This window comes from Halomicronema sp. CCY15110 (assembly GCF_016888165.1).
Lineage (GTDB): Bacteria > Cyanobacteriota > Cyanobacteriia > Phormidesmidales > Phormidesmidaceae > Halomicronema.
The window spans coordinates 36,758-51,956 of sequence record NZ_JACSWC010000319.1; the positions used below are offsets into that span (position 1 = coordinate 36,758).

The following is a 15,199-nucleotide window of genomic DNA, read 5'->3' on the forward strand; positions in this document are numbered from 1 at the left end:
CGGGTGCAGGGTGTCGCGGCTGGGAAATCGAACCTGGCCGCCGACAAGATAACTTCCAAGTTCTAGGTTGCATAGCTACCAGGTGATGGACAAACAGGCGCATGTGATTGGGTTGGGGAAATCGGGCATCGCGGCGGCGCGACTGCTGGCGCAGCAGGGTTGGCAAGTCGTGTTGAGCGATCGCAACCTTGCCCCCCTGTTAGCCGATGCGGTGTCGGCGTTGCAGGCTGATGGAGTAAGCGTCCGATTGGGGCACAGCTTTGGCGCTCAGGATGACGCGTCGCTGATTGTGGTCAGTCCGGGGGTGCCCTGGGATCTGCCTGCACTCAAACAGGCTCGCGAGCAGGGCAAAGAGGTCATTGGTGAAGCAGAATTGGCCTGGCGTCACCTGAGCGATCGCCCCTGGGTAGGCATTACGGGCACCAATGGCAAAACGACGGTGACGGCCCTCACGGCAGCGATTTTTCAAGCGGCGGGACTCAACGCCCCGGCCTGCGGCAATATTGGTGACGCGATCGGCGACTTAGCGCTCAACTCGACGCCGCCAGATTGGGTGATTGCTGAACTGAGTAGTTATCAGATTGAGTCATCTGCTACCCTCGCCCCCAAAATTGGCCTGTGGACGACCTTCACCCCGGATCATCTGGCCCGTCATCACACCCTAGAAAACTACTTTCGGATTAAAGCGCAGTTGCTGCATCAGTCAGAACAGGTGGTGCTGAATGGCGATGATCCCTATTTGCGAACCCACGCCAGCAACTTGTTTCCCCAACCCTATTGGACGAGCACCCAGGGCCGCGAGGCGATCGCCCCCCTCACCCCCCTGGCCTACATCGAAGACGGCTGGGTCAAGATCAACGACCGCCCCATCGTCGCTGCCGATGCGCTGAATATGGTGGGCACGCATAACCAGCAAAATCTGTTGTTAGCCGTCGCTGCTGCCTATTTGGCCGGTTTGGCCCCCGCCGCGATCGCCCATGGCGTCAAAATGTTTCCTGGGGTGCCCCATCGGTTAGAGCGGGTCGCCACCTGGCAGGGCATCGACTTTATCAACGACAGCAAAGCCACGAACTACGATGCCGCCGCAGTCGGATTGCGGGCGATCGCCCCACCCGCCATCCTGATCGCCGGAGGAGAAGCGAAGGATGGCGACGATACCGACTGGCTCAACGAAATTCAAGCCAAAGCAGCTAGCGTTTTATTAATCGGCAGCGCCGCTCCCCAATTTGCCGCGCGATTAAAAGAGACGGACTTTGCGGCGGTTGAGATTGTCGAAACGATGGAACGAGCCGTGCAACGCAGCGCTGAAATTGCCCCTCAGCTAGCGGCCAAAACAGTGCTGCTTTCTCCCGCCTGCGCCAGTTTTGACCAATATCCCAACTTTGAGGTGCGCGGCGACCATTTCCGCAGTTTGTGCCAGTCGCTCCTGGCGTAGAGCCATCCGGTCGCTAAAGGCGCTAAAGATAACGCTGCAAGACTTCAACCGTGGCTTCCCCGGTGCGTTGCCAACTGAACTGCGCCGCCCGATCGCACCCCGCCGCACTCAACTGTTTGACCAAATCAGGGTCTCTAGTCAGGCGATGCATGTAGTGAGCGATCGCCCCCGCATCAGTGGGATTCACCAACAACGCCGCGTCTCCCGTGACTTCGGGAAGGGAGGCGCGATCGGACGCAATTACTGGGGTGCCACAGGCCAGCGCTTCCAGCACGGGCAGACCAAACCCTTCCCACAGGCTGGGGAAAATCAGCGCCAAGGCTTGATTGAGTAAACCGGGCAACTGGTCATAGGACACGTAGTTCAGAAATTTGACCTGTGAGGTAATGCCTAACTCGTCAGCCTGTCGTTTGAGGTCGGGCGTGTAGCGGGGGTCTTCAGGACCAGCAATCCACAGCTCGTAGTCTCGGTAATGAGGAATTTGGGCAAAGGCTTGGAGGGCGATCGCGCCATTTTTATAGGGCGTCTGCCGACCCAACAGCAAAAAATAGTTGCGCCGCTCTAGTCCTAATAGCTGAAAGTGCTGGGCATCGTGCGCTAAAGCGATCGGCGTAATTTTTTGGGGACTCACGCCGTAAAACTCAGTCAGGTCTTTAGCAGTGGCCTCAGAATTGCAGAGGATGTGCTCTGCCATCTGCACCACTTGCGGCACGTAGTACCGATGCAGCCAAGTTTGTGCCCGCGACACTGGAAACCGGAGCGGGATCAGGTCATGCACCATCACGACGCAGCGGCAGCGGGTGAAAAGCGGGGCTTCCGTAATCGGAGAGAAAAGGAGGGAGGGGGCGGGCGATCTCGCCGTGAGTTGCCGATAAATCGACGGTAAACGGAACTGCGTCCAAAGAAGCCGTCGCAAATGCCCCGACATCCCGTATTCAGCAGTCATCTGGTCGGGTACCGGGTGATAGTCGGCCAAGCCGCTAGCCGTCGTCGCCAGATAGTCCGGCTGCAATTGCGCGAGATAGGGCAACAAGTTCAGAGCATAGTTCGTGGTGCCCGTTGGCCGACGCAACAGGTAAGCCAGGTTCACCAACACTGTCATCGTTGCCCCGGCCTCCCCATGCTTGCCAACATTATCGGTTCCCTAGCAACCGCTAGATCCGCCCATCGCCGATGCCCTAGCCGCCACCTCAGTCGAACGACTGTTGCCGTCATGGGCATCTATCGCTCGCTACTCTGCACCCTCCTCAGGAGCCGCTTCACCTTCACCCTCGGGGGCGGCTTCGCCGCCTTCTTCAGGCGCAGCGGGCGCGGGTTCTGCGCCTTCTGCACCGCAGTAGGTGTTCACTTCGTTGATGATGGTCGATTCTTCGACCGACAATTCTTGAATTTGCTGAACGGCTTGCACCGTTTGCTGCTGCGACTCTTCAATCTTGGCGGGCAAGTCCGCCTCGGTTTCCACATCTTGTACCACGCTCATGGCCGAGCTGGCCTGGGTCAGTGCAGTGCTAAAGCCCTGCACCATCTCGATGTAGCGATCGCGATAGCTAATCAGTTGCTCATCGCTGAGATCCGTGTTTTCTAGCTCAGTGCCGAGGGCATCTAAATCGCTGACGACGCCATTCACCGCCTGCACGTACTGGTCGGCAGCGGCTTTAATATCGTCCAAACTTTTGACCTGCGCCGCATTGGCGCTAAAGGTTTGAATATTGCTCTCGAACGCAGGCATAAAGCCTTGAGCCTGGTTGACAATTTCGGCTAGGCGATTGCATTGCGAGACTGTGGACTCACCACAACCAGCCGCCAGCAAAGCGATCGCGGCACTCGCTGAAACCACGCCCAGACGGCGGCGAACTGTCAGCATGAAAGTCTCCTTCCCAGAGTAAAAATCAATCACAAGCAGCAACAGAATTTTAGATTCTATCGGCTGGGCACATAATACTCTCGATTGTCCGCTCTGCCCGGTCAATTTTGCTGAGCCCATGCCCGTCAAACATCCGGTGCAAGCAACTCATCCTTAAAAGTCTTAGGGGATACCGCCATAAAGCTGAAACGAAGCTGTTAGGATCAAGATACGTCTTTTTTAACTGCGCTGACGCCGCTGGATATCTTAGTCAAGTCCCATGCCGTCAGCGTTAGTAGCGTTCCATGTACTGCCTTTGGCGCACCCGTTGAAATCATCATGCCCACCCCCGCCGAGTTTTTAGAAGCCACCAAATATTTGGGGATTGCCACCCTCACCATGGCTGGCATCACGTTATTAGCCTTTGGGTTGGGCTGGGGCTTCCGATTTCGGCTCGTGGGCATCACCAGCTTTATGGGAGTGCTGACGGGGGGCTTGTTGGGGTTAAGTTTCGAGCCGTTTACGCCCACGGTGGTGCCGGGCTCAGTGCCCTACAAAACGGTATACGACTCTGGGGCCGCCCAAATTGTGATCAAAGTTTCAGACACGATCACGCCAACAGAACTGGAAGCGACGCTACAGCAGGCGGCTGCCAATTTGCTGAAACCCAGTCGCCTCGGAGTCATGGGCGTGGCCCCAACGATTCGCGCCCGCACCATCGTTCACGAGGCCGGGGGCGTCTCGAATTTGGTCTACTTGGGGCAAGTTCAGCCGATACGCGACCCCAATGCCGACTCAGATTTGGATATCAAAATCTTCGCCGACGCTTTTGACGCTCTGTCTGCATCTACCGCTAGTCTGACTGACGACCACGCTTGAGGACACGCTAACTGTATAAACCCGATGAATACAACTACTTTGCCGCCGTTGATGATTGCTCCGGCTCAGGTGAGCCGTGGTACCGGAATTTTGCCCCATATGGGAGCCGCGATCGCCGCCTTGGGCACCCGGCCCCTGGTGATTGGGGGCGAGCGATCGCTGGCCCAAGCCGAGCCCTGGCTGACCCCCGCCCTGCAAGATCTAACCACAGCAACAGCGACCTACGGCGCGGACTGTAGCGAGGCGACCTTAGCCCGATTGTCGGATGCGATCGCGGCCCACCAAGCCGACCTCATTATCGGCGTGGGCGGCGGCAAAGCTCTCGATACGGCGAAATTGGCCGCCCACCAAGCACAGTTGCCCGTGGTGACGATTCCCACCTCGGCGGCGACTTGCGCTGCCTGGACGGCCCTGTCGAACGTTTACTCCGAAGCCGGGGCCTTTCTATACGATGTGGCGTTGGCCCGTTGTCCCGATCTGCTGATTTTGGATTACGACCTGGTGGCGACGGCTCCCCAGCGCACCCTGATTGCGGGCATTGGCGATGCCCTCGCCAAGTGGTACGAAGGTTCTGTAAGTAGCGGCGACTCAGATCAGACGCTGATCATTGCGGCGGTGCAACAGGCGCGGGTGCTGCGAGATTTGCTGCTGCAAAAAACGCCAGCGGCCTTAGCTGAGCCCGGTGGCGCGGTGTGGCGAGAAGTGGTGGATGCCTGTGTGCTGCTGGCCGGAGTGATGGGTGGCCTCGGTGGCGCGCAATGCCGCACGGTGGCAGCCCACGCCGTTCACAACGGGTTGACCCACCTGGCCGAGAGCCACGGCATTTTGCACGGCGAAAAAGTCGCCTATGGCATTCTCGTGCAGCTACGGCTGGAAGAAATTGCCCAGCAGTCTTCTCTGGCTTACACGTCGCGGCAGCAGCTCATGCAGTTTTATCAGGCGATTGGCTTGCCCCAAACCCTGGCCGACATGGGTCTGGGCGATGTGCGGGTGAGCGATTTGCAACGGGCGGCAGACATCACCTGCCGTCCCCAGTCTGACATTCATCACTTGCCGTTTAGCGTTACGCCAGCAGCCTTGATGGGCGCATTGGTCACCACCACGACTGAAGAGATGAAAGTTAAAAAATCGCAGGCGGCAAGCCAGACGGCGACCCCAGTCCATCCGTCGGCGGCGCGATCGCGCTAACCGTCGGGATCTGAACATATTCCAAATTGGCCAAGTCCTGCCTGACCAAGGCAAGCCTCTGGTTCGCGAGCGAAATTCGCAATCCAAAATTGGGATGCACTCTGTGGTTTAAGCTAGAAAATCTAATTACTTTTGCACAGTGGGCGCGGCGGCGCTCCGACATTTACGAGAGGATTGCGGGCATGAATCTGGATTGGCTGCAACCAGCAGAGCGGGTGCGGCGTTTACCCCCGTATGTGTTTGCGCGGTTAGATGAACTGAAGGCCGGTGCTCGGGAGCGGGGACTCGACCTGATTGATTTGGGCATGGGCAATCCCGATGGCCCCACCCCGCAGCCGGTGATCGATGCAGCCCATGCAGCGATTCAAGATAGTGCCAATCACGGCTACCCGCCGTTTGAGGGCACGGGCAGCTTTCGGGAGGCGATTACCCAGTGGTACCACCGGCGCTATGGCGTCAGCCTGGATTCCAATGGGGAGGCGCTGCCCTTGCTGGGGTCGAAAGAAGGGTTGGCGCACCTGGCGATGGCCTACATCAACCCCGGTGACACGGTGCTGGTGCCGACGCCTGCGTATCCCGCGCATTTTCGCGGCCCCGCGATCGCGAACGGCCACATTTACGACCTGCCCCTGACGGTGGAAAACGACTGGCTGATTGACGTTGCCGCGATTCCTGAAGACGTTGCTCGCAGAGCCAAAGTGCTCTTTTTCAACTATCCCAACAACCCGACGGCGGCGACGGCTCCCCGCGAGTTTTTTGAAGAGATTGTGGCCTTTGCCCGGCATTACGAAATCATGCTGGTCCATGACCTCTGCTATGCCGAACTCGCCTTTGATAACTACCAGCCCACCAGCCTGCTAGAAATCCCCGGTGCCAAAGACATCGGCGTCGAGTTTCACACCCTGTCTAAGACCTACAACATGGCAGGCTGGCGGGTCGGTTTCGTCGTCGGCAACCGTAATATCATTCAAGGACTCCGCACCCTGAAAACCAATCTCGACTACGGTATTTTCTCGGCGCTGCAAAAAGCGGCAGAAACCGCCCTGCAACTGCCTGATCATTATTTGGACGAGGTGCAAACCCGGTACCGCACCCGTCGCGATTTCCTGATCAAAGAATTCGCCTCCCTCGGCTGGGAAGTGGCGAAAACCCGCGCCACCATGTATCTCTGGGTCGCTTGCCCCCCTGGCATTTCATCCACCGATTTTGCTCTCTCAGTGATGGAGCAAACGGGCGTCGTATTCACGCCGGGGAATGCTTTTGGGCGCGGCGGTGAGGGCTATTTCCGGGTGAGTTTGATTGCCGACTGCGATCGCCTCGGGGAAGCGATGAACCGCTTGCGCCAAGCTAATATCCAGTTTGGCCCGGTGGCCGCTAAAGTGTGAGGTTAGTAACGACTATCTGTTGCAGCGGCAAATGATCTGCCCGATAGACCGCCCGGACTGATGGCATAGCCACTATGCTGAACCGCAACTTTCCAGCCACAGCGCTGGACTACCCTACAATCTCTTACAGTAACGACACCCGACGGAGTAGCACCCCATGTTTAATATCGGCTGGACGGAAGTGATTTTGGTTCTCGGAGTCGGGCTACTCATCTTTGGCCCCAAAAGAATTCCCGAACTGGGGCAAGCCTTGGGCAAAACGTTGCGCATCGTCAAAGACGAAATCAATACGACCGATGTAGAAGAGACCGCTTACATCGAAGAGGAAGACGAAGAGCCATCTTAGTGTGTTCCATCTAAATACCCCCCAAGCCCCTTCCCCAAAAACAAGCGAAGGCGAGCCGGAAAGCCTTGTCTGACAAAATCCTTGCCCATTTTGGTAGAGGGGAAACGTTGGCGTAGCCTGCCCAGCGAACTTAGGGGTGAGGATCAAGATTTAGGTACTTGGTAGCTCAGAACGGGAGAAGGGAGGCATCGAGACGCTGGCAATAAAAGTCCGGCGCACGACAGAATCGGTGACCATCCGAACACCCAGAGACCCCTTCACCCAGCAACCCATCCACTGCCCGCAACCGGGATGTGATTGGCTTACCGATCCTTAGCGCAGGGCGTATTTGCGGACTGCCACCAAACTCCCCAGCAGGCCAATGACGCAGCCTAAGCTCAGGAGCGAAGTCGGCAACAGAATAGTTTGCTGGGGGGTGAGTTGGAGGCCATTCACCACGAATTTAATAAAGTCGGGCTGCTGGTTGACCAGTTCGAAGAGGAACTGATGAATACCGGCGAGTAGGCCCCAAGCCACGCCCGCCCCCACCAGCCCAAAAAAGGCTCCCTGGAGAATGAAGGGCAGGTAAATCCAGACGTTAGTGGCCCCGACGAGCTGCATCACCTCAATTTCTTGGCGGCGAGCCATCACAATCAGGCGAATGGTCGTCGTGATGACGGCGATCGCGGTCAGACTCAAAATGCCGATCACAAAAAAGCTCGACCAGCGGAGTCCTTGATTGAGCTGTTCGATGCGCTGTACCGCTTCATCGATATACAGCACATCGCTGACGCCCTGAATCGTTTGCAGTTGCGCCGCCAGTTGGGGCACATCTTCCGAGCGATTGGCCTTCACCCGCAGCGCATCCACCAGGGGATTGCCCTTGAGCTGTTCCGTCGCCCCGGCAATATCAGAAATACCCAGGTCAGCCACCAGTTGTTCCCAGGCCACCTCTTTCGAAATGGACTCGACATTGGTCACGGTGGGCAAGGCGGCGACCGCTTCCTGCAACGTATCGGCGGGCACCCCACTATCGAGGTAAACCGAGACTTCGAGCTGACTGCCAAAGTGATTCAGCAAGCCTTCGAGTTGCCAACTGGCCTGTAGGCTAATACCGAAGAGAAAGAGCAGCACCGTCATGGTACTAATGGCGGCCCAGTTCATCCAGCCCCCACGGCGTAACCCCAATAGAGTTTCGCGAATCAGATAGTCAGCTTTAGCAAAAGCCTTGAACATCACAATCAACCAGGGATAGCAGGAAAATTCTCGATCGCACGATCGCTGCTGTTGCAGACCCAAGCAGCCATTGTCTTCTCATGATTTTAGAAGCTCAGTGCAATCACGTGAGCGGTTTTGTAAACCCTCTGCAATGTAAACACCCTGGACATCGCGCCGCCCCACTCAGAGACAGATTCTCACATTGTTGCGAGAGTGTGGCTTAAAGTAAGCGGGATGGCGGGTCTTTGTCAAGCAGGGGCAGCGAAGATTTACAGGGCGATCGCTCCGACGACTGAGCGGCGGGCAAGCAGCTACTTAGGGAGCGGCGGGGCGTCCCCATCTGCGGCATAATTGGCAGTCGAGTGAGCCACTGAGCATCACGGTGGGAGATGGCGTCAGCCTCACCGACTGGGTTGATGCGTGTGGAAAGGAGCCCCGTTGAAAAAATCGCCTTTGAGCAAACTGGTCGTGCTAACTACGATCTCAGTTGTCTGTTTCCTCCTCGGCAACTGTGTGCAGCAATTGGTCTGGACGGGCACAACCGCGCAGCTAGCCTCAGTGCCCGTGAGCGCTGCCAGTCACCAATGGGTGAACACGCTCCAGCCGACCTTTCCCCAAGTCCAAATCAGGGTGCAGCCTCCGGTCACGAATGGGACTAATATCGACAGCGACTTGATTCAGCAGTGGCTGGGCGATCGCTCACCCGAAGTTTTTCTCACTTTTGACGACGGGCCGAGTGCTGAGGCCACCGTACAGATTTTGGATGTGCTGCAACGGCACAATATCAAGGCGACCTTTTTTGTCTTGGGCAGCAATGTGATCCGACTGCCCGACGTGGTGCAGCGCATTGTCGCCGAAGGTCACGAACTCGCCCTGCATTCCCACACTCACCCCAATTTTTTGACCCTCACCCGTGAGCAAAAAGAGGCGGAAATTGCCCAAAGTCTGTCGCTCCTGCACTGGTATTTTCCCGATTTGCGGATTCGCTGGTTTCGCCCGCCCTACGGCAAATATGACCAGGAAGTGGTGGATATTGCCCACGACTACGGCATGTGCATCGCCATGTTTAACGAAATTTCGACCGACAACACCTCATCAGCCGGGGAAATTGCGCGGGTAGTGCTCAAGAGCCGGGGCAAAATTATGGTGTTTCACGATGGGCAATGGCCCCCGTTAGGGAGATTGAGTGAGCCGGAAGCGCAACTCGTGGCGGGCCTCAATCGCTCCGTGGGGATCGCCCAGGGGCAAGGGGCAAAATTTATGACGCTGAGCGATTATTTTGGCCACTTTTGTCCATGATGGTCAGTTCCCTGTCGGGCGGGCTTCCAGCCTGCCGCCCTCGCCAGTCCGTGAAAAGGCACGATTTAGCGATCGCGGACGGCCAGGATCGCCATCCAATCAGAACCACCGCTATGGGACGAATCGCAGCGATCGCTAGGCCACGAGCTGCTTGCCTTTGAAGGCGGCGAATCCGGCGTAGCGGGCTTTATCGCCCAAGGCTTCCTCAATGCGGAGCAGCTGGTTGTACTTGGCCAACCGCTCACCGCGACAGGGCGCACCGGATTTGATTTGCCCGGTTTCGCAGGCCACTACGAGATCGGCAATAAAGTCGTCGGGGGTTTCGCCGGAGCGGTGGCTGACCATGCAGGTGTAGCCGTTGTCGTGGGATAGCTTGATCGCCTCCAGGGTTTCGGTAATGGAGCCGATCTGATTCACCTTGATCAGCGTGGAGTTGCCGACACCATCCGCGATCGCCTGCTTGATGATCTTGGGATTGGTGACGAAAGCATCATCGCCGACGAGTTGGAGGCGATCGCCCAAGCGCTGAGTCAGCAACTGCCAGCCCTCCCAGTCTTGCTCACCCAAACCATCTTCCAACGAAATGATCGGGTACTGGTTGAGCCAGCTTTCCCAGAGATCCACCATTTCCGCCGCCGTCTTTTTGCTCTGATCCGACTTGTAGAAGAGATAGGTGCCATCGTCTTGATACAGTTCGCTAGTGGCCGGATCGAGGGAAATCGCCACCTGATCCCCCGCTTTCAACCCCGCTGCCTCAATGCCTTCGAGAATCACCTCGATCGCTTCCGCATTGGACTTCAGGTTCGGCGCAAAGCCCCCCTCGTCACCGACTCCAGTGCTGTAGCCTTTCTTTTTCAGGGTGGACTTCAGCGCGTGATACACCTCCGCCCCCATTTGCAGCGCTTCTGAAAAGGTGGCGGCCCCGACCGGGGAAATCATAAATTCCTGAAAATCCACCGTGCTGTCGGCGTGCGCCCCGCCATTGATGATGTTGAAGCAGGGTACGGGCAGCAGAGTGGCTTCGGGGTTGAGGTAGGTGTATAAGGGCAGTTTTTGAGACAGTGCAGCAGCACGGGCCACCGCCATCGATACGCCCAAAATCGCATTCGCGCCAAACTTCGCCTTGTTTTCCGTACCGTCCAGCGCCAGCATTTTGCCGTCGATGCTCGCCAGGTCGGTGGCGTCCATATCCGTGAGGGCAGCGGCGATCGCCCCGTTCACATTCGCCACCGCTTGCAGAACGCCTTTGCCGAGATAACGGGACTTGTCCCCATCCCGCAATTCATTGGCTTCGCGGATGCCCGTGGATGCGCCGGAGGGCACAGCGGCGCGGCCCAAGCTACCGTCCGCCAGCGTGACATCGACTTCAACGGTCGGATTACCCCGCGAATCCAAAATCTCGCGCGCGTGAACGGTCTGAATTGCTGTGCTCATGCAGTCTGCTCCTAGATAAAAGGTGAGGAAAAAAGACCAAGGGCGATCGCGCCCTCTAAAATTTAGACCCGGGATCAAGATCCGTTAATGGCATCCCGATCCCTCTCCGGCTAAACGATCAGGCTTTACCGACAGAAATCGTTGCCTTTGTATGGCCACTGCCAGTTGGTGACTTCTTCGATGTCAGTTCCCTGCTCAAAGGCATAGGTCAAACACTCGATAATGCGGTTTTTCATCCGCTCTTTGACATGGGCCGCCGCTGAGCCAAGTTTGGGCACGCGATCGATCACGTCTATGACTAAGTTGAAGCGATCGATCTGGTTGCGAATCGCCAGCTCCAGCGGCGTGTTGATGTTGCCCTCTTCCTTGTAACCGCGCACATGGATACGTTCTTGGTTGGCCCGACGATACACCAACTTGTGAATCAGCCAGGGGTAACCGTGGAAGTTGAAGATCACCGGCTTGTCAGGGGTAAAGAGGGAGTTGAAATCCCAATCGTTCAAGCCGTGGGGATGCTCGCCTTCGGACACCAGCTTGAACAGATCCACGACGTTGACAAAGCGCACCTTGAGATACGGAAACTCCTCTCGCAGGATGGCCGTCGCCGCCAACGACTCCATCGTCGGAATGTCACCACAGCTCGCCATCACCACATCGGGAATGTCCGGCTCCGTGCCGCAGTCATCGTTGCTGGCCCAGTCCCAAATGCCGATGCCCTTGGTGCAGTGCTGGATCGCTGCATCCATGGGCAAAAACTGGAGGTGATTCTGCTTGTCGGACACGATGACGTTGATGTAGTCCACACTGCGGAAGCAGTGATCCGCCACCGACAGCAGACAGTTCGCATCCGGCGGGAAGTAGACCCGCACCACGTCAGGACTCTTGTTCGTCACCAAATCCACATAACCGGGATCTTGGTGGCTAAAGCCGTTGTGATCCTGACGCCACACCAGTGACGACAGCAGAATGTTCAACGACGAGACCGATCGCCGCCAGGGCACATGGTTCTTGCAGATGTCCAGCCACTTGGCGTGCTGGTTAAACATCGAGTCCACCACATGGGCAAACGCCTCATAGGTGTGGAAAAGGCCGTGGCGACCCGTGAGCAGGTAACCTTCTAGCCAGCCTTGCAGCGTATGCTCCGACAGCATTTCCATCACCCGCCCGTCCGGCGACAGTTCACTACCGTCCAAGTCTTCTTCGTAGAAGTCCGCCATCCAGGCTTTCTTGGTAACTTCGTAGACCGCTTGTAATCGATTTGATGCCGTTTCATCCGGCCCCATCAGGCGGAAATTGTTAGGGTTGTCGCGCATAATGTCGCGCATCAAGAAGCCCAACACTTTCGTATTCTCAAATTTCACTGTGCCAGGTTCGGGGATCTCAATGGCATACTGCCTAAAGTCGGGCATAGTCAGTTCGCGCCGCAACAGGCCGCCATTCGCTTGCGGGTTCGCACTCATGCGGCGGTTGCCCGTCGGAGCCAATTCCTGCAACTCCGGGATCAACGTGCCGTTTTCATCAAACAGTTCCTCGGGGCGATAGCTCTTCATCCATTCGCCGAGTCGCCGCAAATGCTCGGGATTGCTGTGCATGCCCCCCATAGGCACCTGGTGCGCCCGCCAAAAGCCTTCCACCTTGTGACCATCGACCTCTTGTGGCCCCGTCCAGCCCTTGGGCGTGCGGAGAATAATCATGGGCCAGCGGGGACGTACCGGGTTCCCACTGTTGCGACACTCTTGCTGAATGCCGCGAATCTCGTTGATGCACAGTTCCATCGTGGCGGCCATTTTCTGGTGCATCTCAGCGGGATCGCTGCCCTCAACGATGTAGGGCGTGTAGCCGTAGCCCCGGAACAGCGCTTCCAACTCTTCGTGGGAAATCCGCGCCAAAATCGTCGGGTTGGCAATCTTGTAACCGTTCAAATTCAGCACGGGCAGCACCGCCCCATCGCGGATCGGGTTGATGAACTTGTTGGAATGCCAGGCCGTTGCCAGCGGGCCGGTTTCCGCTTCGCCATCGCCGACGACGCAGCAGGTAATCAGATCGGGGTTATCCAAAATGCTGCCGTAGGCGTGGGAGAGGCTGTAGCCCAGCTCGCCCCCTTCGTGAATGGAACCGGGGGTTTCGGGGGTGACGTGGCTGCCGATGTGACCGGGAAAGGAAAACTGCTTGAAAAACTTCCCCATCCCCCGTTCGTCCAAACTCTTGTCAGGATAAATCTCGGAGTAGGTACCTTCTAAATACACTGGCCCCAAGACTCCCGGCGCACCGTGACCTGGCCCCGCCATGAAAATCATGTCGAGGTCGTACTGCTTGATCAGGCGATTGCAGTGGATGTAAGTGAAGCTGAGGGCGGGTGACGCTCCCCAGTGGCCGAGCAGTCGGTGCTTCACATGCTCAGGCTTGAGGGGTTCCTTTAAGAGGGGATTTTCGCGCAGATAAATCATGCCCACGGCGAGGTAGTGACAGGCTCGCCAATAGGCATCAATTTTCCGCAACGCTTCGTCTGACAGGGGCTTCGCCTGAGGTGAAGAGACCATGATCATAGTGCTTAAACTCCAGCGATTAGTTCAGTGGTTATGGGTGTCAATATCGGTTCAGTATTCTGTAGACGGCTCATATCCAGCAGAGCCTAGACCTACGCATTTAAGAGGGAGGATGAGCGTGACATATGCGATCAACTGCGATCAACTTTCTCTGAGCGGCAAATCTCAAAATCGCAACGGCCTTTCCAAGCTGACATTGCTCACAGACTAGCAGCTTGATGAAAGGTTGATTTTTCTGGGAGCAATTCGATTCAAGCATTGTTTTCTGTGATCTTTTTTACATTTTTTCGTCGTGTCACTCTCTAAATAATGATTTTCCATCAGGATTTACGATGAATGTAAGTTTCATTCTTTTATGTCGTTGCATTCATTCCGCTTGAGGATGACATTTTCGCGGGCAAAATTTTGTTTTTGGGTTGGTCGAGTTTTAGATTTTTTCTAGATTTCGGGAGTCGGAAAAGGCGATCGCGCTTAGGGTTGCGGCTGGAGCTGGTTGGCACACTCGCGGCCCGCTTCGATGTCGTCAATATTGGTCAAGGTAGTGGCGGCGATATTGGCTAGCGCTTCTCGCGTAAAAAAGGCTTGGTGGGCCGTCATCACGACATTGGGAAAGGATTGCAGCAGTTGAAAGGTTTCGTCTTGGATGATGCGATCGGAATGATCCTGAAAGAATAGCTTTTCTTCTTCCTCATAGACATCCGAGCCAAAGTAGCCCAGTTGGCCGCTTTTCAACGCATCAATGACCGCCCGTGTATCGACCAGTCCGCCTCGACTGGTGTTGATCAGCATCGCTCCCGGTTTGACGATCTGTAAGGATGCGGCGTTGATCATGTAATACGTCGCAGGCAGCAGCGGGCAGTGCAACGAGATGATGTCTGACTGCGCCATTAAATCATGAAGGGAAACGTAGACTGCTCCCAATTCCAGGCATTCGGGATTCTCGTAAACGTCGTAGGCCAGCAGATTAGCCCCAAACCCCTTCATGATTTGGGCAAAGCACAGGCCGATTTTGCCCGTGCCGACGACCCCGACCGTTTTACCGTAAATGTCGAACCCGAGCAGTCCGTTCAGCTCAAAGTTGTCATCGCGCACGCGGTTGTAGGCTCGGTAAAGCTTGCGATTGAGCGAGAGAATCAGACCCACGGCATGTTCGGCAACGGCGTAGGGCGAGTACGCGGGCACCCGCACCACGGTGAGACCAAGCTCGGCGGCAACTGGCAGATCAACATTGTTGAAGCCAGCGCAGCGCAGGGCGATCGCTTTCGTTCCGGTACCCGCGATCGCCCGCAACGTCGCCTCATTCAGCTCATCATTAATAAAGACACACACCACCGAAAAGCCTTCGGCCAGGGCCACTGTAGTGGCATTCAACCGGGCCTCAAAAAAGACCAGTTCGTGCTGGTGATGTTCATTGGCTGCGGTGAATGAAATTTGGTCGTAGGGCTTGGCGCTAAAGAAGGCAATTTTCATATCGTGTGTGGCCTGTAGAGTTCCTGAAGCGGCAGAGCATCGTTAGGCTATCTACCAGAGCCTAGGTTATGTGCCTTTGGACTTTGCCTGTTGAGAACAGCCTAGTACTCGACGGCATAAATAACCATAGCCATTATGAGGTCAAAGGCTTGCCCGAATAGTTCCATTTAAAGGGCT

At 56.5% G+C, this 15,199-nt stretch carries 12 protein-coding genes; 6 read left to right on the plus strand and 6 right to left on the minus strand.

Annotated features, from left to right (window positions below; genetic code table 11):
* The first annotated feature begins 85 nt into the window (after nucleotides 1–85).
* A complete protein-coding gene (gene murD / locus JUK32_RS14930) occupies nucleotides 86–1,435 on the plus strand; it encodes a UDP-N-acetylmuramoyl-L-alanine--D-glutamate ligase (protein WP_204139660.1) in 1,350 nt (449 codons plus the stop codon).
* Between the two features lie 22 nt (nucleotides 1,436–1,457).
* Here the strand turns inward: murD and JUK32_RS14935 are convergent, their stop codons facing one another.
* On the minus strand, nucleotides 1,458–2,537 hold the full coding sequence (locus JUK32_RS14935) for a glycosyltransferase family 1 protein (RefSeq protein ID WP_204139661.1): 1,080 nt from the start codon (nucleotides 2,535–2,537) through the stop codon (nucleotides 1,458–1,460).
* 129 nt (nucleotides 2,538–2,666) lie between these two features.
* The gene (locus JUK32_RS14940; RefSeq protein WP_204139662.1) at nucleotides 2,667–3,299 is read right to left on the minus strand and encodes a hypothetical protein; all 633 of its coding nucleotides are present in this window, start codon (nucleotides 3,297–3,299) and stop codon (nucleotides 2,667–2,669) included.
* 318 nt (nucleotides 3,300–3,617) lie between these two features.
* Between JUK32_RS14940 and JUK32_RS14945 the strand changes: the two genes are divergently transcribed.
* From JUK32_RS14945 to JUK32_RS14960, 4 genes are all read left to right on the plus strand, one after another.
* Complete coding sequence (locus JUK32_RS14945; RefSeq protein WP_204139663.1) at nucleotides 3,618–4,157, plus strand: Ycf51 family protein; 540 nt, start codon at nucleotides 3,618–3,620, stop codon at nucleotides 4,155–4,157.
* A 24-nt stretch (nucleotides 4,158–4,181) separates the two neighbouring features.
* Nucleotides 4,182–5,345 carry an iron-containing alcohol dehydrogenase family protein gene (locus JUK32_RS14950; RefSeq protein ID WP_204139664.1) on the plus strand — a complete coding sequence of 388 codons (1,164 nt, stop codon included), beginning with the start codon at nucleotides 4,182–4,184 and terminating at the stop codon, nucleotides 5,343–5,345.
* Nucleotides 5,346–5,527: 182 nt separating this feature from the next.
* The gene (locus tag JUK32_RS14955) at nucleotides 5,528–6,730 is read left to right on the plus strand and encodes an aspartate aminotransferase (RefSeq protein ID WP_204139665.1); all 1,203 of its coding nucleotides are present in this window, start codon (nucleotides 5,528–5,530) and stop codon (nucleotides 6,728–6,730) included.
* Between the two features lie 157 nt (nucleotides 6,731–6,887).
* Nucleotides 6,888–7,076, plus strand: a complete 189-nt coding sequence (locus tag JUK32_RS14960; protein ID WP_204139666.1) for a twin-arginine translocase TatA/TatE family subunit — start codon at nucleotides 6,888–6,890, stop codon at nucleotides 7,074–7,076.
* A 312-nt stretch (nucleotides 7,077–7,388) separates the two neighbouring features.
* On the opposite strand, the gene JUK32_RS14965 is transcribed toward JUK32_RS14960, so the two are convergent.
* Nucleotides 7,389–8,291: a permease-like cell division protein FtsX gene (locus JUK32_RS14965; protein ID WP_204139672.1), complete on the minus strand. Its 903-nt coding sequence runs from the start codon at nucleotides 8,289–8,291 to the stop codon at nucleotides 7,389–7,391.
* Between the two features lie 450 nt (nucleotides 8,292–8,741).
* Here JUK32_RS14965 and JUK32_RS27600 point away from each other — a divergent pair, with 450 nt between their 5' ends.
* Nucleotides 8,742–9,572 (plus strand): polysaccharide deacetylase family protein, encoded by an 831-nt coding sequence (locus tag JUK32_RS27600; protein ID WP_204139667.1) that lies wholly within the window; start codon nucleotides 8,742–8,744, stop codon nucleotides 9,570–9,572.
* A gap of 135 nt (nucleotides 9,573–9,707) precedes the next feature.
* Here the strand turns inward: JUK32_RS27600 and eno are convergent, their stop codons facing one another.
* The 3 genes from eno to JUK32_RS14985 all read right to left on the minus strand — a co-directional run bounded on the left by eno (nucleotide 9,708) and on the right by JUK32_RS14985 (nucleotide 15,022).
* Nucleotides 9,708–11,006, minus strand: a complete 1,299-nt coding sequence (eno, locus tag JUK32_RS14975) for a phosphopyruvate hydratase (RefSeq protein ID WP_204139668.1) — start codon at nucleotides 11,004–11,006, stop codon at nucleotides 9,708–9,710.
* 125 nt (nucleotides 11,007–11,131) lie between these two features.
* A complete protein-coding gene (locus JUK32_RS14980) occupies nucleotides 11,132–13,552 on the minus strand; it encodes a phosphoketolase (RefSeq protein ID WP_204139669.1) in 2,421 nt (806 codons plus the stop codon).
* Nucleotides 13,553–14,023: 471 nt separating this feature from the next.
* Nucleotides 14,024–15,022, minus strand: coding sequence for a 2-hydroxyacid dehydrogenase (locus JUK32_RS14985; protein WP_204139670.1), 999 nt, complete (start codon nucleotides 15,020–15,022; stop codon nucleotides 14,024–14,026).
* Between the last annotated feature and the right edge of the window lie 177 nt (nucleotides 15,023–15,199).